The organism is Pseudomonas sp. C2.3V (assembly GCF_058536325.1).
The window spans coordinates 3,267,598-3,291,941 of sequence record NZ_JBZUBN010000001.1; the positions used below are offsets into that span (position 1 = coordinate 3,267,598).

Consider the following 24,344-nt stretch of genomic DNA (forward strand, 5'->3'; position numbering starts at 1 on the left):
AGCTCGGTAGTGAAAAGCTGCCGGGCTGCTTTCAGAGAGCTATCAAGCGTCAGGCCAATGGCATGGCAGTGAACCTCGTCACACGCTACCCTGTCCACTGTGGATATCAGCTTTCGCTTCGTGCGAACGATGGGGACACGGATGCGGACATTTCATCCATTTCGCTTGGCTGGTCTGTATGCCCTGATCGGGATTGCGTGGGTAGGGATCACTGACTACCTTCTGGATCATGCGTCATTCAACGCCAGTACGCTTAGCGCCCTGCAAACGACCAAAGGCATTCTGTTTGTCTGTGGCATTGCCGTCCTGCTCTACTTCTATGTTCGTCGAGAACACCACGCGCGCCAACAGCTGATTGATGAGTTACAGCGGCACGTAGAGCAACTGCAACAAACATTAAATACCACTGCTCAGGCTGCCGATGATCCCTCCCCGCCCCAGCCTGTTGCTCAGACGCACGCTGAAACACATCATTATCAGGACATAATCGATCATCTCCCGATTGTGGCCTTTCTGGTCGATATAGATGGGCATTGGCGCTTTCTCAGCTCTGCCTGGGAGCGGATGACCAACAAACCCATCGCTCAGACGATAGGCGTTTCGGTTTTCCAGTGTTTCCATAGCCAGGAAAGCCAGCCCATCCGCCAGATGCTCAATGAGTTTCGTGACGGTACGCGACAAGACTGCTCTGCCACGCTGCGCCTGTGTCAGGCAGATGGCTCGCATCGCTGGGTCTCGTTCAGGATTCATAAGGTCATCGATAATGGTCTTCAGGGAACTCTCACTGATATCCATCATCAGTTCCAGGCCGACGCCTTACAGCGCGCCCGCAATGCCGTGCTCGACGAGCTCCTGCTGGCGCATTCCAAACGCAGCATCCTCACGGGTATTGCTAAGCGTCTGGAGGATATATTCCCTGAAATGCGCGTTATCATTCAGCTAGCGGATTATTCTCAAAACAAACTCCGCGTCAGCGCAGCACCAAGCCTGCCGGATGCGTATATCAATGCAATGGAAGACTCGCCTATTGCTCCAGACTCAGGCACTTGTGGCGCAGCGGTCTATCGTAACGGACTGGTCATCAGCCAGGACATCGAGCACGATCCGAACTGGGAAAGTTTGCGCGAGGCTGCCCGACAGGCCGATATCCGCTCCGGCTGGTCCTTACCGATTCGTGATGAGACCGAAAGTGCTGTTGGGGTATTTGGCATCTATTACCACACGCTCACTTCACCCGAGCAGGCCACTATTGCGCTGGTCAACGAATTTACCCGCCTGGCCGCACTGGCCATCCGGCAACAGCGTCATACTCAAGAGCGGGACGAGATTGAACATCGCTTCCGCGCCACGTTCGAACATGCGGCCATCGGAATCGCTCTGGTAGGGCTTGATTACAAGTGGATGCGTGCCAATCGATACCTGTGCCAGATGGTGGGATATTCGCACGATGAATTAAGGAACCTGACGGTTCATGATGTTACCTATTCCGAGGATTTGCCTTCCGGTACCGAGCGGATTCGCGAACTGCTCGCCGGAACAATGGATAGCTATGAGCTTGAAAAACGCTATGTGCGTCGGGATGGCCAAGTCATCTGGGTCGATCTGAACGTTACCCTGATTCGAGGCACGCAGGGCGAGCCTCACTACTTCATTGCGGTCATCGAGGATATAACGCTGCGCAAGATTCAGGAGGAGTCGCTGCGTCAGGCGGCGGCTCTTTTCGAAAACAGCCGTGACAGTATTGTGGTGCTTGATCAGCGACGCCGTATCCTCATGGCTAACCCAACCTTTCAAGCCTTGTGCGCTCGCTCCATCATGGAGTTGCAGGGTCAGAAACTGCCGCTGCCGCTTAGTGGCCGCCAGGATCATCACTTCTATCGCACCCTATGGCGCACGTTACTGAAGGAAGGCCACTGGGAAGGCGAGGTCTTATGGCGCCGCCCCAACGGCATGAACTTCCCCGGCTGGCTCAACATCAGCCAGATTAGCCAGCGGGACCAGCGTCAGTTCGTCATGGTGCTGAGCGATACCAGCCAACTTAAGGAAAGCGAAGCACGGCTGGCCCATTTGGCCCATTTCGATCCACTAACTGATCTGCCCAACCGCCTGCTCGCCCGGACCCGACTGGATCATGCCTTGAAACGGCTGCAGGGAGAGGGTCAACTGGCCGTGCTGCTGCTTGATCTCGACCATTTTCGTACTGTTAACGAAAGTTATGGCCATCCCGCAGGGGATGATTTGATCAACGCAGTAGCCAATACCCTCAGATCCGGCCTGAGACCCGAGGATACGCTGGCCCGCATTGGAGGAGATGAGTTTCTGGTCATCCTTGAGCAATTCGAACGGCTCGATGAAGTGGCGACGCTGGCGCAAACGCTGCGCCAGCTGTTAGAAGCCCCGCTACGTCTGGAAGATGGCGAGGAGGTCTTTCTTAGCTTGAGCCTGGGTATCAGTGTCTACCCCAGCGATGGTAGTACTGCCGACGAGCTGATTCGCAATGCAGACGCGGCCATGCACTTGGCTAAGAACCAGGGTCGCGACACCTACCGCTTCTATACGCAGGCGTTAACAGAACAGGCTCGTCGGCGGTTAAGCTTGGAATCGCGCCTGCGCGTAGCGTTGCAACGCTGCGATTTTGTCTTGTATTACCAACCCCTGATTGATGTCGCAACGGGCCAACCCATTGGCGCAGAGGCGTTGGTGCGCTGGCGTGACCCGGAATTTGGAATGATCTCCCCAGCCGATTTTATTCCTCTGGCCGAGGAAACCGGGCTGATCGTCCCTCTGGGCTTCTGGATTCTAGAGCAAGCCTGCCACCAAATTCGAGAGTGGCTCGACAAGGGTATTGAACTCGACATCATCGCGGTCAATTTGTCTCCAAGGCAGTTTGCCCAAGCCGATCTGGCTGAGCGCATTACCAGAGCCCTGAATCGACAACATCTGCCTGCCAATAAGCTGGAGCTGGAAATCACAGAGGGAACGCTGATGGAAAATGTCGAGATGGCATTGACCAGCCTTGCGGCTCTGAAAGCGCTTGGGGTGCGCATTGCAGTCGATGACTTTGGCACTGGCTACTCGTCGCTTGCCTACCTGCGCCGTTTCCCACTGGATAAACTCAAGATCGACCAGAGCTTCATGCGCGATATCCGTACCGATAATGGTGAACATGGCAATCAGGCCATTGCGTCCGCCATTATTGCCTTGGGGCACAGCCTGCACCTGGACGTTCTGGCAGAAGGTGTTGAAACCGACGAACAGCTTGAAGTGATCCGTAAACTCGGCTGTCAGCAATGCCAGGGGTATCTGTTCAGCCCTCCACTTCCACCGGAAGCGTTCGAGAAATGGTATTACGATTACCATCGGTCACTAAGTTGATCCACGTCACGCTTCTGTAACCTAAGTAATGTCTACACTAAGCGCCCACCGACAACCGAGGGAAGGGGGAATACGCAATGAAAATTGAAGTCCGCCCGTTGACGCGCTCGCCTCAAAGTAGTTGGCAAGTTCGTCTGGATGATCAAGCCATCACCTTTAGAACCGAGGACGAAGCGCGTACATACGTCGATAAGCTCAATGCTCGATTGAAAGCCCCTCATAAGCTGCCGGAAAGCCTTCCGGCCTGATCGGATCAGTGGGGTGCTGGCCTTGTACGTGTTGTCAGCCAGGCCAGCACCGCTGCTGCCACGCCACAGATCGCAATGATTGCCGCCATTGGCCGTGCCGTACCGTCATGCAGCATTCCTACCGCTGCGGACGATAAGGCCGCGATGGAAAACTGCAGGCATCCCAACAGTGCAGACGCACTGCCTGCGTTGCTCCCCTGACCAGCCATTGCGCATGCCGAAGCGTTGGGAATGATGCCGCCTAACGAGGCGATGCAGCAGAACAGCGGCACACAGATCCACCACAACATGGCGGGCTGAAAGGCCGCGATGGCGAGCAGCACAAGGCTTGCCGCACCGTAAAACCGCGTGACTCTTGTCAGCAGCCAGGATGGGCCGTGCCGGCTCAAAAGGCGCGCATTAATCTGACTAAATAAGATGAATCCTGCCGCATTGCTACCAAACACCCAGCCGAAATGCTCTGCCGGTACACCGTACAGGTTGATGAACACAAACGGAGAGCCTGCGATATACGCAAACATGCCTGCCATGGAGATGCCGCCGATAAGCGCAAACCCCATGAAGTTCCTGTCACTCAACATTTGCCAGTATTGCCGCAGCGCGTTGCGCAACAATGGACGCGGTGCCTCGGGCGGCAGGGTTTCTGGTAGCCAGCGCGCAACCGCGCTGCCACATAGCAGGGCAAAGACCACCAAACTGATGAAAATGGCTTGCCAGCCAACATGATTGAGGAGGAAGCCTCCGCCAATTGGCGCGAGGATCGGCGCAACCCCGGTCACCAGAACGATCTGGGAAAATGCCTTGGCAGCATGAATCGGATCGCACAAGTCACGCACTACGGCACGCGAAATCACCATGCCTGCGCAACCGCCTAATGCTTGAACGAAACGCGCTGCAATCAGCCATTCCAGCGTAGGCGCCATGGCACAAGCCAATGAGGCAAGGGTGAACAGAACGATACCCGTGAGTAGCGGTATACGCCGGCCGAACCGGTCTGCCAGCGGTCCGTAGAACAGTTGTCCAATGGACAAGCCTGCGAAATACGCCGAAAGGCTCAACTGGACGTGTTCCACATCCGTTGAAAAGGCTTTTGCCAGTGACGGGAAAGACGGCAGGTACATATCGATGGCAAACGGCGCAAACGCGCTGAGCGCACCCAGTATTAACAAAATGCGAAATGTCATTGAGGAGATCCGGAGGGGGCCAGCGGCCCAAAAGCGATGAACTGCCATGCTGTTACATACAACAATGTTTGTAAATACACGGCCAACCGTTAAACTATCGTTTTAATCCTTGATTTTCATACGAACCTTATGCGCAGAACCAAAGAAGAAGCCGAGCAGACCCGACGCGACATTATTGAGGCCGCTGAACAGCTCTTTCTCGCCAATGGCGTGGCGCATACTAGCCTTGAGATGATAGCTCGTGAATGCGGAGTCACACGTGGCGCTGTGTATTGGCACTTCCAGAACAAGGCACATCTGTTCCATGAGATGCTCAACGAGGTTCGTACCCCCATGGAAGTGCTTAATCAGCAACTCTGCGGTTGTCAGGGACGAGATCCGATTATTTCCTTGAAAGATGTCTGTGTGAACGGCATGCACCGGCTGACTCAGGATGAGCGCAGTCGCCGGGTCATGACCATTCTGCTGCATCGCTGTGAATTTACCGACGAGTTGCGGGAGGCCGAGGAGCGCAATAACGCCTTTATTTCACAGTTCATAGGTTTGTGCGAGCAGCTATGGAAGCATCAGGAAAAGCGGCTGCAACCGGGCGTCACGCCTCGCATGGCTGCCTTTGCCGTGCATTCGATGTTCATTGGCCTGATCAGCGACTGGCTGCGCGACCCCGGCCTGTTTGACCCGGTCAAGGATTCGACCGCAATGTTCGATATCCTCTTCCGGGGCCTGGTGCGGGACTGGGATCAGGCGATTTCAGCGGAATAACCTTCTTCGCGAATCGCCTCCAGCAGCGGCTCGGGAGCTTCGCGACTGTCTACCGTGACTTTGCCGGTTGGCAGATCCACGTCGACCCTGGCCGATGCGTCCAATGCGGTGATCGCCTGGGTAACCGCCTTGACGCAGTGGCCACAGCTCATGCCTTGTACATTAAAGGTATGCATGGGGTATCTCCTGACGGGAAAATTTCATTCTCAACCTTCCCACGAGGTCAAGGTCAAGTCCGACAGCTTCTGTTAGCACGGTAAGTCACCTATTATTGCGGAAGGTCGCCTTGCCCTTTCGGAAGAACGGCCTATCACCACTACACCGTGCGGATAGGGACTCGCTCATGGCTACACTGCCGCGTTATTCGAATGCACAGATTCTTTTGCATTGGCTAACGGCCCCTCTGGTCATCCTCATCATTTCCCTTCCTTACTTCGAAGATTTTTTCAGTGGGCTACTGGGCAGCGGAGCCGATGTCTTCACCCTGCATAAATCGCTGGGCATTACCGTTCTGGCTCTGACCGTGATTCGTCTGATGATTCGCTTCAAACATGGCTCACCAGCCCTGTTGCCGCCGAATGCCGTGCTTCAGCAGAAACTGGCCAAGCTGGGGCATGCGGTGCTGTATGCGCTGCTTTTTCTCATGCCCATCACAGGGCTTATCTTCAGCGTTCGCCCTGTCAACTACTTCTGGTTGTTCAGCTTTGGCCCCCTGCCCTTGCCTGAAGCGCTTCGCAGTGCAGCCAAGCAGGTTCATGTCACCGTGCAGTATGCGTTTATCCTGTTGATCCTAGGACATGCCAGCATGGCGATCTGGCACTACGTGGCGCGTCGGGACCGGGTATTGCCCGGCATGTTGCCCCTGATCAAGGATTGATCGGCAGGGCTTGACCTTAACACGAGGTCAAGGTTGATCCTCTATCCTATGATGAGGAGATTAACCATGACCGAATTCGATCTACCCGTACACGGCATGACATGCGCGGCCTGCGCCGGCCGGGTGGAGCGTGTGCTCAGAAAAGTTGAAGGTGTGGAAAGCGCCAGCGTCAATCTGGCCAATGAGCGTGTCCGGGTCCACGCACCAAAGGGATCGCTTCCTATCTTGCAGCAAGCCATTACGCGCGCAGGATATAGCGTTCCTACCGAGTCGCTCGAACTTGATATCACCGGCATGACCTGCGCCAGTTGCGTCAACCGGGTCGAGCGCGCGCTGCGCAAGGTTCCGGGCGTCAATACCGTAAGCGTGAACCTGGCCTCCGAACAGGCCCATGTCGAGCTGGTACCGGGAACAGATTCGAGCCTGCTCCTGGTCGCCATCGGCAAGGCGGGGTATGAGGCCCGACTTGCTACCACCCATGATGACAAAACGGCTGGGCAGCGTTTGGCCCGGGAACGAGGTGCCCTGATACTCGCTTTGTTATTGGCCCTTCCCCTCATTGTGCCGATGCTGCTGCAACCACTGGGTATCCACGCCATGCTGCCACCTTGGGTGCAGTTTGCACTGGCAACACCCGTTCAGTTCCTGCTGGGTGCTCGCTTTTATGTGGCTGCATGGAAGGCTGTGCGGGCCCGCTCCGGCAATATGGATTTGTTGGTTGCCCTTGGCACCAGCGCAGCCTACGGCCTTAGCCTATACCAGTGGTGGAGCGCCCCGTCCAACAGCATGCCGCACCTGTATTTCGAGGCGGCTGCCGTAGTTATCGCCCTGGTCCGCCTGGGCAAATACCTGGAAAGCCGCGCCAAGCAGCAGACCGGTGATGCCATCCGGGCCCTGCAAGCCTTGCGACCGGAGCGGGCTTTTAGGTTATCCAACGACGGACTGGAGCAGGAGGTCAGTCTGGCGGAGCTCAAGATAGATGATCGGGTACGTATCCGCCCCGGTGAACGGATACCCGTAGATGGCCTTGTGGAATCTGGAGACAGCCACGCCGATGAAGCCTTGATCAGCGGAGAAAGTCGTCCAGTAGCCAAGGGGCCAGGGGATCGTGTCACAGGAGGCTCCATCAACGGCGAAGGTGTACTGACGGTTCGTGTGACCGCATTAGGCAGTGAAAGCGTTCTGTCGCGTATCATTCGTCTGGTAGAGGACGCCCAGGCCGCCAAGGCGCCCATTCAACGACTGGTCGATCGCGTCAGTGAGGTGTTCGTCCCCGTCGTGCTGGGTATCGCGTTGTTGACGCTGGTTGGCTGGCTGCTGGCAGGCGCAGGCTGGGAAACATCGCTCATCAATGCCGTCGCCGTTCTGGTGATTGCCTGCCCCTGCGCCCTGGGGTTGGCCACGCCTACGGCCATTATGGCAGGAACAGGCGTCGCGGCACGCCACGGCATCCTAATCAAGGATGCGCAGACGCTGGAAATAGCCCATGCCGTGGATACCGTTGCCTTTGACAAGACCGGTACACTGACCTCAGGGCAGCCTCGCCTGATTCATCTGGCGACAGATACCGTAAGTGAGAAAGAGGCACTGGCCCTGTCGGCCCGCCTGCAACGCGGTAGCGAACATCCTTTGGCTCAGGCCGTTCTCACTGCCTGCGAGCAGAACCTGCTGGACGCACCTGCTGCGCAGAATATCCGCGCCCTGCCGGGGCGCGGTATTCAGGGCCAGATCGGCCACCGGCAGTTGGCGTTGGCCAATGGGCGACTGCTCCAAGAACTAGCGCTCGATAAAGGTCCGCTTTTCGCTCAGGCCAACGCCTGGGAAGAGGAAGGTCGCACGCTTTCCTGGCTGATTGAGCAGCAGCCCGAACCAAGGGTGCTGGCCCTTCTGGCCTTTGGCGATGAGCTCAAGCCGGGAGCGGGTCATGCGATTGCCACGCTTGAAAAACACTATATCAGCAGCCATCTGATCACAGGTGATACCGAAGGCAGCGCAAGGGTTGTTGCACGGCAGACCGGTATTCGAGACGTTCATGCCCAAGTGCTGCCAGCCGATAAGGCCGCGGTCGTACAACAGCTCAGGTCGCAAGGTCGCTGTGTGGCAATGGTGGGTGACGGGATAAACGACGCACCCGCCCTGGCGGCCGCCGATGTGGGTATCGCCATGGGCAGCGGGACGGATGTGGCCATGCATGCCGCCGGGATTACCCTGTTGCGTGGCGACCCGGCATTGGTGCCAGGGGCGCTGGATATCTGCCGTCGTACGTATCGCAAGATTCGCCAGAATCTGTTCTGGGCCTTTATTTACAACGTCATTGGTATTCCGCTGGCGGCGTTTGGCCTGCTTGACCCGGTCTTCGCCGGGGCTGCTATGGCCTTTTCCAGCGTGAGCGTTGTCAGTAACGCTTTACTGCTCAAACGTTGGCAACCAGAGAAGATGAATCAGTCATGAACATCAGCCAAGCCGCCCGTGCAAGCGGGCTTACCCCCAAGATGCTCCGGTACTACGAAAACATCGGGTTGCTGGACCCAGCCGGGCGCAGCGCCAGTGGTTATCGACAGTACCGCACCAGTGATCTGGAGACGCTGGCCTTTATCAAGCGCTCACGAGACCTGGGATTTTCGCTTGAGGAAGTCGGCAGGCTCCTGGGGCTCTGGCGTGATCGGCACCGCTCCAGCGCCGAAGTCAAGGCCCTGGCCAGCGCCCATGTGGATGAGCTGAACCGCAAGATCGCTGAACTGGCGAGCCTGCGTGACACTCTTCAACAGTTGGTGGATCAATGCCCGGGCAACGAACATCCTGAATGCGCCATTCTGGACTTGCTGGGCAAAGCGTCCTGTCGACATTGCAGTTCTTGAGCGATACCAGGACCAGCACTGAAGGCATGCGCTCTTTTCACTTCGTGCCGCCAATATTCGTTGAGCCTCACCCTAGACACAGACCTGCAAAAAGACCTGAGGCGAGTTTGATAGGGTATTGAGTGGAACTAACGAAATCTCCAGCGTTCAGGTCATTACGCCTAGTTACATTGGAGGAGCAACGCGAATGTACGGAAGATTCAGTGTATCGGACATTCCGATTCATGAACCTATTATCATGGGCGCCATCGGCTTCATTATTCTGGTGGCCCTCTCCTCTGTGGGTGCACTCACCTATTTTCGCAAGTGGCGCTGGTTGTGGTCGGAGTGGCTGACCTCGGTCGATCACAAGCGAATCGGCGTGATGTATATCATCGTCGCCATGGTAATGCTGCTTCGGGGGTTCTCGGATGCAATCATGATGCGCGCCCAGCAGGCCATTGCGGCGGGTGGCGCAGAGGGCTACCTGCCTCCGCATCACTACGATCAGATCTTTACCGCTCACGGCGTGATCATGATCTTTTTCGTAGCCATGCCGTTGGTGGTCGGCCTGATGAACGTGGTAGTACCGCTGCAGATTGGTGCACGTGACGTGGCCTTCCCGTTCCTCAACTCGCTCAGTTTCTGGCTGTTCGTTGTCGGAGCAGTACTGGTCAACCTATCGCTCGGCCTGGGCGAGTTCGCCAAGACGGGCTGGGTCGCCTATCCGCCGCTCTCCGGGATCAAGTACAGCCCTGGCGTTGGCGTGGACTACTACATCTGGAGCTTACAGATCTCAGGCCTCGGCACGCTCCTGACCGGCCTCAATTTCTTCGTCACGATCCTGAAGATGCGTACCACCGGCATGACGTTGATGAAAATGCCGATCTTTACCTGGACGGCCTTTTGTACCAGCGTGCTGATTCTGGCCGCCTTCCCGATCCTGACCGTAACCCTGGGGCTACTGAGTCTGGACCGCTACCTGGGAATGCACTTCTTCACCAATGAACTGGGCGGTAACGCCATGATGTATGTGAACCTCATCTGGGCCTGGGGCCATCCCGAGGTGTACATCCTGATTCTGCCGGCGTTTGGCGTGTTCTCCGAAGTGACCGCGACGTTTACCCGCAAGCGCCTGTTCAGCTACAACATGATGATTTGGGCTACGGTGGCCATCACAGTGCTCTCGTTCCTCGTGTGGCTGCACCACTTCTTCACGATGGGCTCAGGAGCTAACGTCAACGCATTCTTTGGCATTGCCACCAGCATTATTGCCATTCCAACCGGCGTAAAGATCTTTACCTGGCTCTTCACCATGTACAAGGGGCGGATTCAGTTCACTACCCCGATGCTGTGGACCGTTGCCTTCATCGTAACCTTTACCATCGGTGGCATGACCGGCGTGCTGCTGGCCGTCCCGGGGGCTGATTTCGTCCTGCACAACAGCCTGTTCCTGGTGGCCCACTTTCACAACGTAATCATTGGCGGCGCCTTGTTTGGCTACTTTGCCGGCATCACCTACTGGTTTCCCAAAATGTTTGGCTTCACCCTGAACGAAAGGCTTGGCCGCTATGCCTTGTTTTTCTGGGTGGTCGGCTTCTACCTGGCCTTCATGCCGCTTTATGTGCTGGGCTTCATGGGCATGACGCGCCGCCTCAACCATTATGCCAATCCAGACTGGCATCCCTGGCTGATCGTGGCAGCTGTCGGTGCCCTGACCATCCTGTGCGGCATCATCTGCCAGATAGCCCAACTGCTCGTCAGCATTCACCAGCGCGCCCACAATAAGGATCTGACCGGCGATCCCTGGGATGCCCGTACGCTCGAATGGTCCACAGCCTCGCCTCCAGCTCCGTATAACTTTGCCGAGCTGCCGGAAGTCCATGGCATTGATGCCTATCTGGACATGAAAGAGCATGGCGTCAGGGAAAAGCACCAGGCGGATTACAAGGATATCCACATGCCGAGCAACACCGGCGCCGGGCTGATCATCGCCGGATTCAGCTTTGTGCTGGGCTTTGGTCTGATCTGGTACATCTGGTGGATGGCCATTCTGGGATTTATCGGCATGATTGCCACTGCCATCCTGCATAGCTTCAAGGACGATCACGGCTATTACATCAAGGCTGCAGATGTGGCCCGCATGGAGGAAGCGCACAAGGCGCAGCGGGAGCAGTGTACGGGGGTGAGTCAGGAGGATGCGGCATCGCCCAAGGCGTATACGATGGTTTAAGCGGCCCGCCTGCTGAGTGGAAGTTCTCCGTTCAGCAGGCAGTCGGGCTCACTGGAGTCGGGACGCGAAGAAGCGCCTTACTCTTTCACGTTCATGTAGTCACGTGCCCAGACACGGTACTCATCAAGCGTGGAATACTTCGTCGAGAGTTCGGAAGCACTCAGGTCGGAAGCATGGATGCCGCGCTGTTCACGCAGGCAGTCGTAGGTGGCCTTGATAGCGGCGAAATAGGCCGCATGGCCATTTAGAACGATACGCACGCCCAGGCTGGCCAGACGCTCGAAATCACGCAGCTCGGGATTGCCATAGGCAACCAGCATCAGCGGCACGCTCAGGTGCTGCGAAATCTGCTCTAGATGATCGAAGTCCTTGATACCCACCATGCAGATACCATCGGCGCCTGCATCCTGATAAGCGCGGGCGCGCTCGATGGTTTTTTCAACGCTCAAGACACCGGCATTGGTCCGGGCAAACACGCTCAGTGCCGGATCGATACGGGCCGCCAGTGCCGCCTGGATTTTGCCGATAGCTTCGTCCAGCGGAATCAGGTCGGTGGACTTGCGACCATACTGGGCAGGCAGCAGGGTGTCTTCGATGGTCAAGGCTGCCACACCGGCGCGCTCAAGCTCGACGATGGTACGCATGACGTTCAAGGCATTACCGTAGCCATGATCGGCGTCGGCAATGATGGGCAGTGTCGCGACACGACCGATACGGGTCGCCTGCTCGACGAATTCGCTTAAGGTAATGAGGGAAAAGTCAGGTGCAGCCAAAACCTGGAGCGACGCAACCGATCCACCCAGGATACCCATTTCGAAGCCTAGATCGGCCGCGATGCGGGCAGACATCGGATCGAATACCGAACCAACGTCATAGCACTTATTGGATTCAAGCAATGCACGAAACTGCTTTCGCAACTCATGCTGCGAAGGTGTGGCCATAAGACCTCCATTGGACAGGGCTGATGGATTCGAAGCCGATGACACACGAGCGCACCATCTATGCTTCTATGACAGCTGTACGGGAGAAGATTGCTCCATGGCAGCTGTCACTCCTCGGGATGCACCATCATACACCCTACTAAGGTCTAATCGCCTATCGGCTTAACACCTGCACGCTGATGAGCACGCGTATAGGGGTTCGCACCGTTGGCCAGCTTGGTTGCGACATCTTCCATGAAATGCTGGGTCGGTGCATTGAGTCCATAGAGCACCAGCAGAGGTGCCAAAAGGCTGGCAATGACAGCCAGGTTTGATTTCACCACGACCGCTCGATCACGCATGAGCCAGAGAAAGACGCCACTGGCTGCAAAGCCGATCGGTACCCCGGTAACCACTTCGGAAACCGAGTGAAACCCCAACTTGATTCGGGTGACCGCAATCGCGAGGGCGAAGAGCGCCCCGGCTCCGGCACAGACCCAGCGCACGACAGACCGGGCCTTGGCTGCCAACAGCCAGAACAGAACCGGTATGACACTGCAGGCCAGCATGGAGTGTCCACTAAAGCCGGTGAAGTCGTAGGCGCGGATGCCAATACCCCAGCCAAAGAAAGCCATCTTGGAAATTGCTACCAGCAGGCATGCCCCACCAAACAACGACAGCCAGAGCAGTGCCGTACGGCGTGAAGCGCCAAGCCACAGCCATAGAGCAATAATGAATGCGCACGGCAACATGACCGAGGAATCACCAAAATTGGTAATGGTTGTCAAAGCCTGCATCGCTCAATCCCTTAATTACAAAAACAATCCTCAGACACCCTAGGATAACGGCATGTCGGCGCAAGTGATTACCGGATTGCCAAGGTGTGTATTCCTGCAAATAACCGGCAATGCGTTACGGTAAAGACGAGACCTGGATCAATTCATAATGCAGCGAGCAGGTGTCTCAATGGTTGTTCGTGAGCGTACCAATGATCTTGTCGACAACACCTTCCTGCTGGAGCTGTCTGAAGGCGGTGCGGGTCCTTTCCACGACAGCATCATCCGTTGCCACGCTATAGGCCATGTACAGTTCCGCCTCAATGGTACCTAGCGCTGCAACCTGTTCCAGTTCGGTACAGTCAAAATGCTTTCGGGCGCACTCGTGGGCGGCGCTGCTTTCCGTCAGCGGTGCCAGCTGCACCTGTCCATTGATAAGCTTTTGAAAGTTCTCTTCAACCCCAGCCGATATCACCAATCGGGAAAACCCATGGTGCAGTAGATACTGATGCCGGAAATCATCACGCATCACGCCTACGCTGTATTGCCGCGCATCCTCCAGGCTCTGCGGATCAATATCCGTACGGGACTTCAGCTTGTAAAAGTAATATTGCATGCTCGTTACATGCCCTACCCATTTGAATAAGGGTTCACGCTGCGGTGTCCGGGCAACCAGATAGATAAGAACGTTTGGCTGGTTGGTCGCGATATCGTAGGCCCTTGCCCAAGGGTAAAGACCAATCCTGTAGTCCGTCTGTCCGGCCCGGCTCAGCGTGAGCTCAACGACCTCTGTTGCCGCTCCTCCAATACGCCCATTTTTGACTGTAATGAACTGGCTTTCTTCGGTAACCACCTGAATCGGCTCGGCCATGACATGATTAACAACCATCCCCGCCAGTAGTGCCATCCATTTTCCAATTTTCATAACGTCTCCCTGAATGTGGCGCTCACCACCCGATTACGACCATCCCCTTTCGCCTGGTACAAGGATCGATCAGCCAGTTCGAGCAGCTCATGAAAGGTGCTGGAAATGCCTGCTTCGAACGTGGCCAGGCCGATGCTCAGGGTGACGATGGGTGCGACAGACGATTCGTCATGGGGAATAGCCAAGTCACAGACAGCCTGACGCAATCGCTCTGCCAAGAGGTACGCCGCAGCCTTGTCTGTAGCCGGCAGCAGAACAGCGAACTCTTCCCCACCCAGGCGCGCGACCAGATCACCCGCCCGCGCAATGCTGGTCTTCATGGCCGCCGCCACCAGGCGCAGACACTCATCCCCCTGGGCATGGCCATAGGTGTCGTTGTAGCGCTTGAAGTAGTCGATGTCGCACATCAGCACGGACAGGGGTTGGCCTGAACGCTGAGCACGGCTGAACTCAACGTCCTTGACCTCATCGAAATGCCGCCGGTTGGGCAACCCCGTCAGCGGGTCGCTCCGCGAAAGTGCTTTCAACTGAGCATTGGCTTCCCGCAACGCCTCCTGGGTTTGCATGATGTCGCCCAGCTGCACGCGATGCCGGGTGCTGTGCAACAGCATTTGCGCCGTCATGGCCAACAAAGCGTGCTCATCGGGTTGCCAGACGTCGGTAACCTGCTTGCGAATGAACACCAGAAAACCCAGCTGCTCATCGCCAGCTCCTACCGGGACAAATGCAGTGGCTTCGGCATTCAATAATTGGAAGGCGACAGCACCATACGCTGACAGCACATCGGTAAGCGCCTTGCCGGAAGTGAACGTAACCGGCTCGCCCTGATCAAGAAGTACCTCCAGATGCGCCAGCTGCGCTGCGGTGATCTGGTTTTCCGGGACGGCGTGAGTTTCACAGCACCAATGCATGGCCAGACGAAAATAAATGCCCGACTCCTCACGGATATACCAAAGGGCATAACAGGCCCCCAGGCGCTGGGCCACTTCGCTCAGGCAGGACTGCTGATACAGCTCCAGCCGCTCATACGGCGCACGGATAAGCCGATTAGACAACAACAGCACCATGTGCTGCGCCTCGGTCAGGCGTTGCAACTCCGCCGTACGGGCCTGTACGCGCTCGGCCAACTGATCCCGGTGCGCGGCCAGCTCCTTTTCGTACACATGTTGCCGCCCCAGATACCCGGACAGGTTGTTCTGTAGCTGATTGATCCCCTGTACCAACAGGGTCAATTCGTCCTCGCGCCTGGCAGAACGAAAAAGCCGTAAGGGAAGGTGAAGCCGCTCGGGGCTCAACTCAGCCAAGTGAAGCGCAATACGCCGGATATGTACCGTGACCAGACGGCTGAACATAAGAATGATCAGGCCGGCCAGCAGCATGGATTGCAGGAGCTGGAACCCGACGATTGACACCACGACCGATTTCAGTTCAGACCAAAGCAGCTCTTCATTGCCATAGAGTCTCAGCGCCCCAACAGTCTCCCTACTCCCGGCGTACGGTGAAAAGACCAGAGGAACCTGGCGCATCGGAGCCAGGTTTGACTCGATCCATCCGGTACGGGAGCGCACCTGAACGATCGGCGTTTGCTGAGCGGAAAAGACGGTCAGCTGCACGCGCGCCACCGACGCGATATGAACGGCACTGTCCAGATGCGCCTCGACCGACTCCTGATCCATGTCCCAGATGGCCTTGGTCAGGGTGCGCTGGTAGACCTGCTCGATCAGCCCCAACTCAATGTCCATTTGATGGACATTCTCGTGCCACACCGCCCAGGTACGAACCCCAACGGTGATCAGCGTGAAAAAAAAACAGAACCCCAGCGTGACAACTACCAGACGCCAGCCCAGCGAGTGTCGTCCCTGCTGCCAGTGCTCCGGCAGCTCTGCATGAGTATTATCGGTATCTACAGCCATTTCTTTTTCAATGCCTCATAGATACCGTTACGCTTGATCTGCTCGAACCCTTCTCGGGCTCGGGCGACTACTTCATCGGGCGTCCGGGTGCTGAAAGCCATATACAGCCCTTCGTTGCGTCCGATATCGGTCAGTGGATAAACCTGAGTCACGGTGTCATCAAACGGTTCACCTGCCTGCCGTGCCAGATACTTGGCCATAACGGCATTGGCGACCCACAGGTCCACCCGTCCACGCTTGAGCTTCTGGTAGTTTTGCGCATAGGTATTGCTGGATTGCAGGTTCAGTCCCACGGAAAAGCCGCGGGACTGCAAATACTGTTCACCTACATCACCATGTACCGTAGCGATCTGATAGCGCCTGGCATCCTCAAGTGCATTAAGAGAAATATTTCGCGTACGGTCACTGAATAGCCCCCATTGAGCTGGAGCAATGACGCCAACCCATTTGAATAGCCCGTCCCGCTGGGGTGTACGGGCAATCGAATAAATCAGGACATTTTCATCGTGCAGCGCCGTCTCGTAGGCGCGGGCCCAGGGCATTGACTGAAAGGCCCCGTTGAGTCCGGCCTGGACCAATACAGCTTCTACAACTTCTGTACTAAAGCCGGTCAGCTTGCCGGAAATGGTCATGTTGTAAGGCGGCAGCTCTTCAGTCACGACGCGCAGCGCTACCTCGTGGGCCTGAACAGGTTGCAGACCGCCCATGAGAAGCGTCAGAAAAAACAGTGCGGTCTTGATCTGGCTCATTGCCTGGTCCCAGAAGCCCAGAGGCTAGTTTCGTGTTAACTGTGAGAGGGTATCGCTCGAGTGATACAAATCTTTATTCGTCTCGGACGGAGCGTGCCTGTACGGATTTGAAAGCGTGAATCGGATTGCCCACCGCGGCCTGGAAGCCGACAATCATCCAAACCCTGACGAGATGAGATCCCCGCCATGCTCGACATCGACCTCTGCTGGAATGCCGTCTGTACCCGCGATACGGCCCATGACGGCCGATTCGTGTTTGCGGTCCAGACCACTGGCATCTATTGCCGCCCCTCCTGCCCTGCCCGTCGTCCTCGTCAGGAACGTGTGACGTTCTACACAACGCCACGCGAGGCAGAAGCAGCCGGGTATCGCGCCTGTAAACGCTGTCAGCCGGACCGGGAAAGCCCCGTTAAGCAGCAGGACGCCTTGATTCAGGCCGCATGTGCCCTGCTCGACCAGGCCGAGCAGCCGCTCTCCCTGGATCAACTGGCCTCGCGCATTGGGCTTTCACCCTCGCATCTGGCCCGGTTGTTCAAACAGCGTACCGGGCTTACACCCCGCGCCTGGGCTGAAGCCCGTCGCCAGCAGCGTCTGCAGGCCAACCTGCCTCGAGCGGAGACTGTTCTGGAAGCTGCGCTAGCCAGTGGGTATGGCAGCAGCCGCGCTGTCTATGAACAGCCCAACGCCCTGGCGCTGGCGCAACGTCGGCGCAAGGGTGCGGGAGAACACATCCGTTATGGCATTGCTGTATGTTCACTTGGGCTGGTATTAGTCGCCAAGACCTCCCGTGGCCTCTGCGCCGTATTGTTTGGGGACGAGGCATCAGCGCTTAAACGGGAATTGGCCAAGCGCTTTGCCGCCGCCCATTGCGAGCATGACGACGCCGCCCTGGCCGATGAGCTTGCCCATGTCCATGCTCAGCTCGATAAGCCGACCCAGGTGCATGCCCTGCCGCTGGATATGCAGGGTAGTGCCTTTCAGCAACGGGTCTGGCAGGCCCTCATGCAGATCCCGCCCGGCGAGACCCGGCGCTACGGAGAGCTTGCTGTAGAACTGGACAGTCATCCACGCGCCATTGCCCGCGCCTGTGCCAGTAACACCCTGGGCCTGCTGGTGCCTTGTCATCGCGTCATCGGCGCCAGCGGAGCGTTGACCGGTTATCGCTGGGGCGTTGCGCGCAAGGAGACGCTACTCAAGCGCGAGGCCGAAATGATTGAAACGAGTAAGGCGCCGCCGCGGTCCATCTAGGTACAGGCCCTTCAAGGAGATCGTTATGCATAACCTGCACCGTTACGCCATTCACTACCGCTTTAATGGCGAGCCGCTCGAAGAACAGATGGAGAGTTTTGAACCCATCACTCAGGAGCAGGCCATCATGCAGCTACTGATCAAGCATGTCCCCGAGCCCACCGGTGTGGTGGATGCCCCTTGGGAGCTGCATGCTCAGCCTAGCATCGAGCGACGTGCCGTTGAGGTTGGGCTGAGTGATGTCTGTATTCAGGAAGTGGCCTGAGGCGCTGTATTGCGCCTCATAACCAGGCGCGCTATACCGCCTCGGAAGGCTCGCCGGCCTTCATTTGGGATTGCAGGTAATTTTCCAGCCCCAGCTTGTCAATCAGGCGCAGCTGTTGCTCCAGCCAATAGGCGTGGTCTTCCTCGGTGTCTTCAAGCTGTGCCACCAGGATTTCACGACTGACGAAATCACCCACGCTGTTACACAGCGCAACGCCTTGGGCCAGTGCCTCACGCACTTCGTATTCCAGCGCCAGATCGCTGCGCAGCATGTCCGGCACTGTATGGCCTACATTGATGTCCTTGGGGCGCATGTCCGGCTGCCCTTCCAAAAAGAGGATACGACGCAGCAGGGCATCTGCATGTTGGGTTTCCTCTTCCATTTCATGGTTGATGCGCTCGTAAAGGCGCAGATACCCCCAGTCTTCATACATACGGGAATGGATGAAGTACTGATCGCGTGCGGCCAGCTCACCACGGAGCAGGTCCTTTAGATAATCAATGACTTGCGTATGACCTTTCATGGTTACTACCTAATAAAATGATCGCACCGGGCCGAACATCAGGCTCAGCTCAGCCATGGCGGGGGTAGAGGCTCATCGCTGGACGACGGTGCCTCGGCCTCTTTACGAGCCGCTTGGCGACGTGCCTCTTCGCGCCGGGCATCTTCGATTTCGCGCATGACGGATGAAACATCGGTCTGCCCCTCGGGTTCAGCATAGATGCCCGTAAGCGGGGTGTGCGGGTATAGCTCGCCCTTCTGATAAAGCGCCCACATCTCCGGTGCATACCGGGTCTGCTTCAGCTCAGGCGCAAAACGCCCAAAATACTGGGCCATGTTTTCCACATCACGGGCGAGCATACGGAAGGCATGGTTGTTGCCCGCCGCATCGATTGCCTGAGGGAGGTCAATGATCATCGGCCCATCGGTCGCCAACAACACGTTGAATTCGGACAAGTCGCCGTGTACCAGTCCGGCACACAACATAAGCACCACCTGCCGGATCATCAGCTCATGATATTCACGGGCCTCGTCGGGCGTCAGGGTCACGTCATTCAAACGCGGAGCGGCATCCCCCCGCTCGTCCGTCACCAGATCCATCAGCAGGACGCCGTCCAGGAAGTCATGCGGTTTCGGTACGCGAACGCCGGCGCCAGCCAGCCGGTACAGGGCGGCAACCTCGGCATTCTGCCAGGCTTCCTCCCGTTCCTTTCTGCCGTATTTAGTGCTCTTGGCCATGGCGCGTGCCTGACGGCTATTACGCACCTTGCGACCCTCCTGATACTCGGACGCCTGACGAAAGCTGCGCTTGTTTGCTTCCTTGTAGACCTTGGCGCAACGGATCTCGTCGCCGCACCGAACTACATATACGGAGGCCTCCTTGCCGCTCATCAGCGGGCGCAGCACCTCATCAATCAGGCCGTCCTCGACCAGAGATTCCATGCGCTTGGGTGTTTTCATCTGTTTGTACGTTGATCACTTCTGGCCATACCTACATAACGTTATACGTCATGACGCACGGCTCAGCAAAAATCACTCGCACAAACGGCACCCTCTAGTCCGCACATAAGTTCATTTCATGGTGCTTGAAAAACCGATAGAACCGCTTGAGATCACCCTGGGCCTCCTCCAGCTCGATCGGCCTGAAGCGCACTTCATGGTGGGCAGGGCATTGCGCCAGCCGGCAGAGATCCAGCGGATGCACGAAGCCGAGGACCGGATATCCCCCCATGGTCTGACAGTCTGCCATGAGCACAATGGGCTGGCCTTCCGGCGGAACTTGAACCGCTCCGGCCAGAACCCCCAGAGACCACTGACGGACTGGCGCTGCAAGCGGTGCATCGCCCTGCAGACGAATCCCCATGCGATCGGCCTGAGGACTGATTCGCCAGGATGAACCAAAGAACCGATCCCGCTGCTCGACCGCAAAGGCTTCTCCATCGCCCCCGATGACCAGACGCAACACCGGAGACTCGCGGTAGTCGGGAATGAAGCGGCTCGCCGCACCCAGTGCCTTGTCGAAAGCCTCAAGCCCAGGGCTGCAAACCAGAATGTCATCGGCCTGCAACGCTTGACCATCGCCATTCAGGCCGCCCAGACCTTCGCGACGATGTGTGGCCACGCTACCCAGCACGGTCTTACCCCTGAAGCCACCCACTACGCCCAGGTAAGCGCGTTGCCCGGCCTGGGCAAATCCTAATTGCAGCCGCTGCCCGGCCTTCATGCAGAAGCGCGACCAGGCAGGAACCGTCTGTCCATCTACCGTCGCGCCCAGCGGCGCCCCGGTCAGCGCCAGCCAGGTATCGACCTGGGCTTCCAGCTCTACGCCACCCAGGGCAATTTCCAGGACCGGACTACCATAGGGATTTTCGAGCAGATGATTGGCCCAGGCCGCCGCCTGACGGTCCATCGGACCTGATGTGGATACGCCCAGATGACGCCACCCATAACGACCGACGTCCTGCAGCAGGCTCAGCGGCCCCGGTTTTATGACTTTCAACCCTTTCATACCTGACCTCCCGCGGCGCGATAGGCGGCCTCGTCAACCGCAACGAACCGAACCTGATCGCCCACAGCAAGCGGACATGGCGGCTCGGCCTGTGCGTCAAAGAGCGGCCAGGCACTTAGTCCAAGGATATGCCAGCCCGCGGGTGACGCCTGGGGATAGATGGCGGTCATGCGCTCGGCAATCGCCACGCTGCCAGCCTCTACCCGAGGCCGTGGTGAGGCCAGTCGAGGCAGGACAATTCGCTCATCCAGCTCGCCCATATAGGCAAAACCGGGCGCAAAGCCGATGGCACCGACCAGATAATCGCGTCCGCTATGCAAAGCAATCAATTCCGCGACCGTCAGCGAGCAGGCCTTGGCCACCGGCTCCAGGTCCGGCCCGCAGTACCAGACGGGCACTTCATGCCGGCGTGAAGTGCTCTGCACGGCTTCCGGCTCCTTGCGCCACCGCTCGACGATCGCCGTGACGCGAGCCTGAATGTCCGTCAGGTCGTAGCGCAGCAAGTCATAGTGAATGAGCAACGTATTCCAGCCCGGCACCAGATCGATCACACCGTCGCCCAGTCTGTGTTCAATCAGATCGGCTAGACGAGCAATACGTCCGGGGAGATCGGGCGTGGGTGTATCCGCCAGGGTCAACATCAGCGCCTCGGCGCCGTAGGGCTCAATCCGGATCATGCCGCATCCAGAGCCGCCCGCAGGCGACGTAACACAGCGAGTGACTCGGCGTTGTCTCCATGGACACACAGGCTGTCTGCCGTCAGGCACATGGGTTGGCCATCGAAACCGGGAAAGGCATCCCCGCGGGAAATGGCGATCGCCTGGGACAGAATACGTTCAGGATCATGATGGACCGCGCCCGCTTCCCGGCGAGGCGCCAATTGCCCGTCGGGCATGTAGGCGCGGTCGGCGAAGGCTTCACGCAGCAAGGGTACGCCGACTTTCTCCGCCAGCTGCTGCTCACGGGTATTGTCCGTCTTGGCGAGCACCATAAGCGGTAGCCCCTCACGAAACTGCAAACAGGCCTCGAGCACGGCAGTGAGCAAGGTATCGTCACGCACCAGATCGTTATACAGGGCGCCGTGAGGTTTCACATATTGCACGGTCGTTCCTGCTGCGCGGCAGAAGGCATCCAGTGCGCCGATCTGATAGAGCACCAGCGCCTTCACCTCCTCCGGCGAGCACACCATATGCCGGCGGCCAAAGCCGACCAGGTCTGGATAAGCCGGATGAGCACCGATTCGAACACCATGCCTTACGGCCAGGGCTACGGTCTTCTGCATCGTCAGCGGGTCCGAAGCATGGAAGCCACACGCGAGATTGGCCTGGTCTACCAGTGGCATGGCATGAGCATCGTCGCCCATCGTCCAGGCCCCGAAGCTTTCGCCCATATCGCAATTCAGAAGGATACGCGTGCTCATATCAGGATTCCCTTGATGCGGAAAAACCAGTCTTTGAGGAAATCATGCCGGCTGTCCAACAAAACTTTCCGGCCCCCGGCGATAAGGCTTTGTTGCTTCAGGCCGGTAATGCCTGTTCAGGCCCCACCTGCGCACAGAAGCCGCCGACTACCTGCTGGCTGAGCGTTACAATGGCCTCGTTCAACGTCAGTCCCACGCCCGTATGCCAACTGGCATACACGGCAAACGGCGGCGGCGCCTCGAAAGGCAGAAGCGCCAGGGCCCCGTGCTTCAGCGCCTCGCTAACGAGGGCCGGGGGCAACGCACCAATGCCAAATCCGTCCCTGATCAACTGGATGATGGCCGCCGCCGAGTTGACGCAAGAGACCCGGGGCGTCGAAATCCCATGCTGATGCAGAAAGTTAAGCAGGTCCTGATGGGGACGCGAATTACGCGAGAAGGTAATCAACCGCTCGCGGGCCAGCTCATCCAGACTGGTGTACGCGCGGTTGAGCGGCGAGTCGGTTGCAACCACCCAGCGGATGGGATAACTGGCCAGCTTCAGGTTACGCACGCTTTCGGCGCGCAAGAGATCGGTCTGGAATACCAGATCAAGCTGTCCCTTGAGCAGCTGGTCGCTCAAGTTGAGCGCTGTATCGGCCAGCAACTCGATTTCCACGTTTGGATGGGCGTCGGTTACACAAGTGAACAAGGCGCTCAGCCAGCTGTGGATGACCGTGTCCATGGCGCCGATGCGTATCCGTCCGCTCAGCCGGGTTTCCTGCCCAAGCACTTTGCGCAGGTCGTGCCAGGTATCGATCATCTGCTCGGCGTAACCCAAGACCTTCTGGCCATCGGCTGTCAGCGTGACGCCTCGTGGATCGCGCAGGAACAGCTGGACACCCAGCTCGCCTTCAAGCACGGCGATACGGCTGGAAATTGCCGCCTGGGTGCTGGACAGTTTTTCAGCTGTCAGCCGAAAGCTGCCCAGACGCGCCACCCAGACAAATGTTTCGAGAAAGCGAAGGTTCATGCTGGCTTACCATCCCCGTAGAGCATTTCACTCTACCCCCTTTGAACGACCTCTCACCACTGGCCGTCAGTCGCCTCGCCCCTGAAAGGCCACGCTTTTTATCAATCAGCGGTGAACACTTTTATTTGTTGGACGTTCTTCACTATCCATACAAAAAATGGGGACGCTTCGCCTTGAGCGAGCCACTGCAGGTTTCTGGTATCGCAGATTGATACCTTTGGCGCGATCGTGCCCGTTGCAGTCATAACAAGAACTGACGCCGGCTCGGGCGGCGTAAATATCAAAGGAGGCGCTCCCGATCGCCTCCACACAGCCGTCAAACCCACCTGCCTGGGCATAACCGGCGAGGGAGACTCCCTATGCAAACCACAGTCAACCTGTGGCCACTGATCGGTGTGCTGGTCATCGTCATCGGCTTTGTGCTGCGCTTCAATCCCATGCTGGTCGTAGCCCTGGCAGCCCTGGCGACCGGTTTTGCGGCATCCATGCCGTTCGAGACCATTCTTGCCACTATCGGCGCCGGGTTCGTCAAGACACGTGCCCTGCCCCTCATCATCCTCCTGCCGCTTGCCGTAATCGGTCTTCTTGAACGGCATGGCCTGCGTGAACATGCCCAGAACTGGATTGCCAAGATCCGCACCGCCACGGCGGGCCGGCTCCTGATCTTTTACCTGTTTGTACGGGAGCTGACGGCTGCGCTGGGCCTGACCAGCCTTGGAGGGCATCCGCAAATGGTACGCCCTTTGCTAGCGCCCATGGCGGAAGGTGCTGCAGAAAACCGCTACGGCAAGCTGCCGGAGAAAATTCGCTACAAACTGCTCGCCTTGTGCGCCGCTACCGATAATGTCGGCCTGTTTTTTGGCGAGGACATCTTTGTCGCCTTTGGTGCCATCGCCCTGATGCATACCTTCCTGCTCGGCTCCAATATCGATGTCGAGCCGCTGCACATTGCGGTCTGGGGCATTCCTACCGCCATTTGTGCGTTCATCATCCATGCCATTCGCCTCAAGCGCTTCAATAGCCAACTGGAGCGCGAGCTGGGCGGAAAACGTCCGGACACCGACCATACGCCTATCGGCCGTCAGGAGTGA

The 24,344-nt window shown here is 57.6% G+C and carries 23 protein-coding genes; 10 read left to right on the forward strand and 13 right to left on the reverse strand.

Features of this window, described 5'->3' with window-relative positions:
* Nucleotides 1-141 precede the first annotated feature (141 nt).
* Together AC4LF3_RS15640 and AC4LF3_RS15645 are read left to right on the forward strand one after the other, a co-directional pair.
* Nucleotides 142-3,375 (forward strand): bifunctional diguanylate cyclase/phosphodiesterase, encoded by a 3,234-nt coding sequence (locus AC4LF3_RS15640; protein WP_491835718.1) that lies wholly within the window; start codon nucleotides 142-144, stop codon nucleotides 3,373-3,375.
* 77 nt (nucleotides 3,376-3,452) lie between these two features.
* Nucleotides 3,453-3,623: a hypothetical protein gene (locus AC4LF3_RS15645; protein WP_010795511.1), complete on the forward strand. Its 171-nt coding sequence runs from the start codon at nucleotides 3,453-3,455 to the stop codon at nucleotides 3,621-3,623.
* Nucleotides 3,624-3,628: 5 nt separating this feature from the next.
* On the opposite strand, the gene AC4LF3_RS15650 is transcribed toward AC4LF3_RS15645, so the two are convergent.
* Nucleotides 3,629-4,807, reverse strand: a complete 1,179-nt coding sequence (locus AC4LF3_RS15650) for a Bcr/CflA family multidrug efflux MFS transporter (RefSeq protein WP_491835721.1) — start codon at nucleotides 4,805-4,807, stop codon at nucleotides 3,629-3,631.
* Nucleotides 4,808-4,936: 129 nt separating this feature from the next.
* Here AC4LF3_RS15650 and AC4LF3_RS15655 point away from each other — a divergent pair, with 129 nt between their 5' ends.
* Entirely contained in the window at nucleotides 4,937-5,569 is a 633-nt protein-coding gene (locus tag AC4LF3_RS15655) for a TetR family transcriptional regulator (protein WP_010795513.1), read from the forward strand.
* Here the strand turns inward: AC4LF3_RS15655 and AC4LF3_RS15660 are convergent.
* Entirely contained in the window at nucleotides 5,548-5,745 is a 198-nt protein-coding gene (locus AC4LF3_RS15660) for a heavy-metal-associated domain-containing protein (RefSeq protein ID WP_010795514.1), read from the reverse strand. The two genes, AC4LF3_RS15655 and AC4LF3_RS15660, sit on opposite strands and share 22 nt — an antisense overlap.
* 167 nt (nucleotides 5,746-5,912) lie before the next feature.
* Here AC4LF3_RS15660 and AC4LF3_RS15665 point away from each other — a divergent pair, with 167 nt between their 5' ends.
* From AC4LF3_RS15665 to cyoB, 4 genes are all read left to right on the forward strand, one after another.
* On the forward strand, nucleotides 5,913-6,446 hold the full coding sequence (locus tag AC4LF3_RS15665; protein WP_150346755.1) for a cytochrome b: 534 nt from the start codon (nucleotides 5,913-5,915) through the stop codon (nucleotides 6,444-6,446).
* Nucleotides 6,447-6,497: 51 nt separating this feature from the next.
* On the forward strand, nucleotides 6,498-8,897 hold the full coding sequence (locus tag AC4LF3_RS15670; protein ID WP_491836308.1) for a heavy metal translocating P-type ATPase: 2,400 nt from the start codon (nucleotides 6,498-6,500) through the stop codon (nucleotides 8,895-8,897).
* Complete coding sequence (gene cueR, locus AC4LF3_RS15675) at nucleotides 8,894-9,304, forward strand: Cu(I)-responsive transcriptional regulator (RefSeq protein WP_491835724.1); 411 nt, start codon at nucleotides 8,894-8,896, stop codon at nucleotides 9,302-9,304. Before AC4LF3_RS15670 ends, cueR begins: the two co-directional genes overlap by 4 nt.
* A 187-nt stretch (nucleotides 9,305-9,491) precedes the next feature.
* Nucleotides 9,492-11,516 (forward strand): cytochrome o ubiquinol oxidase subunit I, encoded by a 2,025-nt coding sequence (gene cyoB / locus AC4LF3_RS15680; protein ID WP_074822539.1) that lies wholly within the window; start codon nucleotides 9,492-9,494, stop codon nucleotides 11,514-11,516.
* Between the two features lie 77 nt (nucleotides 11,517-11,593).
* Here cyoB and AC4LF3_RS15685 read toward each other — a convergent pair whose 3' ends face one another.
* The 5 genes from AC4LF3_RS15685 to AC4LF3_RS15705 all read right to left on the reverse strand — a co-directional run bounded on the left by AC4LF3_RS15685 (nucleotide 11,594) and on the right by AC4LF3_RS15705 (nucleotide 16,799).
* Entirely contained in the window at nucleotides 11,594-12,457 is an 864-nt protein-coding gene (locus tag AC4LF3_RS15685) for an isocitrate lyase/PEP mutase family protein (protein ID WP_010795519.1), read from the reverse strand.
* Between the two features lie 146 nt (nucleotides 12,458-12,603).
* A complete protein-coding gene (locus tag AC4LF3_RS15690; protein WP_073449899.1) occupies nucleotides 12,604-13,233 on the reverse strand; it encodes a phosphatase PAP2 family protein in 630 nt (209 codons plus the stop codon).
* A gap of 166 nt (nucleotides 13,234-13,399) precedes the next feature.
* Nucleotides 13,400-14,137: a substrate-binding periplasmic protein gene (locus AC4LF3_RS15695; protein ID WP_491835727.1), complete on the reverse strand. Its 738-nt coding sequence runs from the start codon at nucleotides 14,135-14,137 to the stop codon at nucleotides 13,400-13,402.
* Nucleotides 14,134-16,050: a GGDEF domain-containing protein gene (locus AC4LF3_RS15700; protein WP_286788183.1), complete on the reverse strand. Its 1,917-nt coding sequence runs from the start codon at nucleotides 16,048-16,050 to the stop codon at nucleotides 14,134-14,136. Before AC4LF3_RS15700 ends, AC4LF3_RS15695 begins: the two co-directional genes overlap by 4 nt.
* A complete protein-coding gene (locus AC4LF3_RS15705) occupies nucleotides 16,041-16,799 on the reverse strand; it encodes a substrate-binding periplasmic protein (protein ID WP_475256792.1) in 759 nt (252 codons plus the stop codon). Before AC4LF3_RS15705 ends, AC4LF3_RS15700 begins: the two co-directional genes overlap by 10 nt.
* Before the next feature lie 186 nt (nucleotides 16,800-16,985).
* Here AC4LF3_RS15705 and ada point away from each other — a divergent pair, with 186 nt between their 5' ends.
* Together ada and AC4LF3_RS15715 are read left to right on the forward strand one after the other, a co-directional pair.
* Nucleotides 16,986-18,047 (forward strand): bifunctional DNA-binding transcriptional regulator/O6-methylguanine-DNA methyltransferase Ada, encoded by a 1,062-nt coding sequence (gene ada, locus AC4LF3_RS15710; RefSeq protein ID WP_286788181.1) that lies wholly within the window; start codon nucleotides 16,986-16,988, stop codon nucleotides 18,045-18,047.
* A 25-nt stretch (nucleotides 18,048-18,072) separates the two neighbouring features.
* A complete protein-coding gene (locus tag AC4LF3_RS15715; protein ID WP_010795525.1) occupies nucleotides 18,073-18,312 on the forward strand; it encodes a hypothetical protein in 240 nt (79 codons plus the stop codon).
* A 31-nt stretch (nucleotides 18,313-18,343) separates the two neighbouring features.
* On the opposite strand, the gene bfr is transcribed toward AC4LF3_RS15715, so the two are convergent.
* The 6 genes from bfr to AC4LF3_RS15745 all read right to left on the reverse strand — a co-directional run bounded on the left by bfr (nucleotide 18,344) and on the right by AC4LF3_RS15745 (nucleotide 23,253).
* Nucleotides 18,344-18,835 (reverse strand): bacterioferritin, encoded by a 492-nt coding sequence (gene bfr / locus AC4LF3_RS15720; protein ID WP_010795526.1) that lies wholly within the window; start codon nucleotides 18,833-18,835, stop codon nucleotides 18,344-18,346.
* Nucleotides 18,836-18,879: 44 nt separating this feature from the next.
* Nucleotides 18,880-19,773 (reverse strand): PA4780 family RIO1-like protein kinase, encoded by an 894-nt coding sequence (locus tag AC4LF3_RS15725; RefSeq protein ID WP_491835729.1) that lies wholly within the window; start codon nucleotides 19,771-19,773, stop codon nucleotides 18,880-18,882.
* A 94-nt stretch (nucleotides 19,774-19,867) separates the two neighbouring features.
* Nucleotides 19,868-20,821, reverse strand: coding sequence for a 5-oxoprolinase subunit C family protein (locus tag AC4LF3_RS15730; protein ID WP_491835731.1), 954 nt, complete (start codon nucleotides 20,819-20,821; stop codon nucleotides 19,868-19,870).
* Complete coding sequence (locus AC4LF3_RS15735; protein ID WP_074822518.1) at nucleotides 20,818-21,498, reverse strand: 5-oxoprolinase subunit B family protein; 681 nt, start codon at nucleotides 21,496-21,498, stop codon at nucleotides 20,818-20,820. The genes AC4LF3_RS15730 and AC4LF3_RS15735 overlap by 4 nt, the downstream gene beginning before the upstream one ends.
* Nucleotides 21,495-22,241, reverse strand: a complete 747-nt coding sequence (locus tag AC4LF3_RS15740; protein ID WP_074822516.1) for a 5-oxoprolinase subunit PxpA — start codon at nucleotides 22,239-22,241, stop codon at nucleotides 21,495-21,497. Before AC4LF3_RS15740 ends, AC4LF3_RS15735 begins: the two co-directional genes overlap by 4 nt.
* Before the next feature lie 97 nt (nucleotides 22,242-22,338).
* Complete coding sequence (locus AC4LF3_RS15745) at nucleotides 22,339-23,253, reverse strand: LysR family transcriptional regulator (protein WP_074822512.1); 915 nt, start codon at nucleotides 23,251-23,253, stop codon at nucleotides 22,339-22,341.
* A 359-nt stretch (nucleotides 23,254-23,612) separates the two neighbouring features.
* On the opposite strand from AC4LF3_RS15745, the gene AC4LF3_RS15750 reads away from it, so the two are divergent.
* Complete coding sequence (locus AC4LF3_RS15750; protein WP_491835734.1) at nucleotides 23,613-24,344, forward strand: DUF969 domain-containing protein; 732 nt, start codon at nucleotides 23,613-23,615, stop codon at nucleotides 24,342-24,344.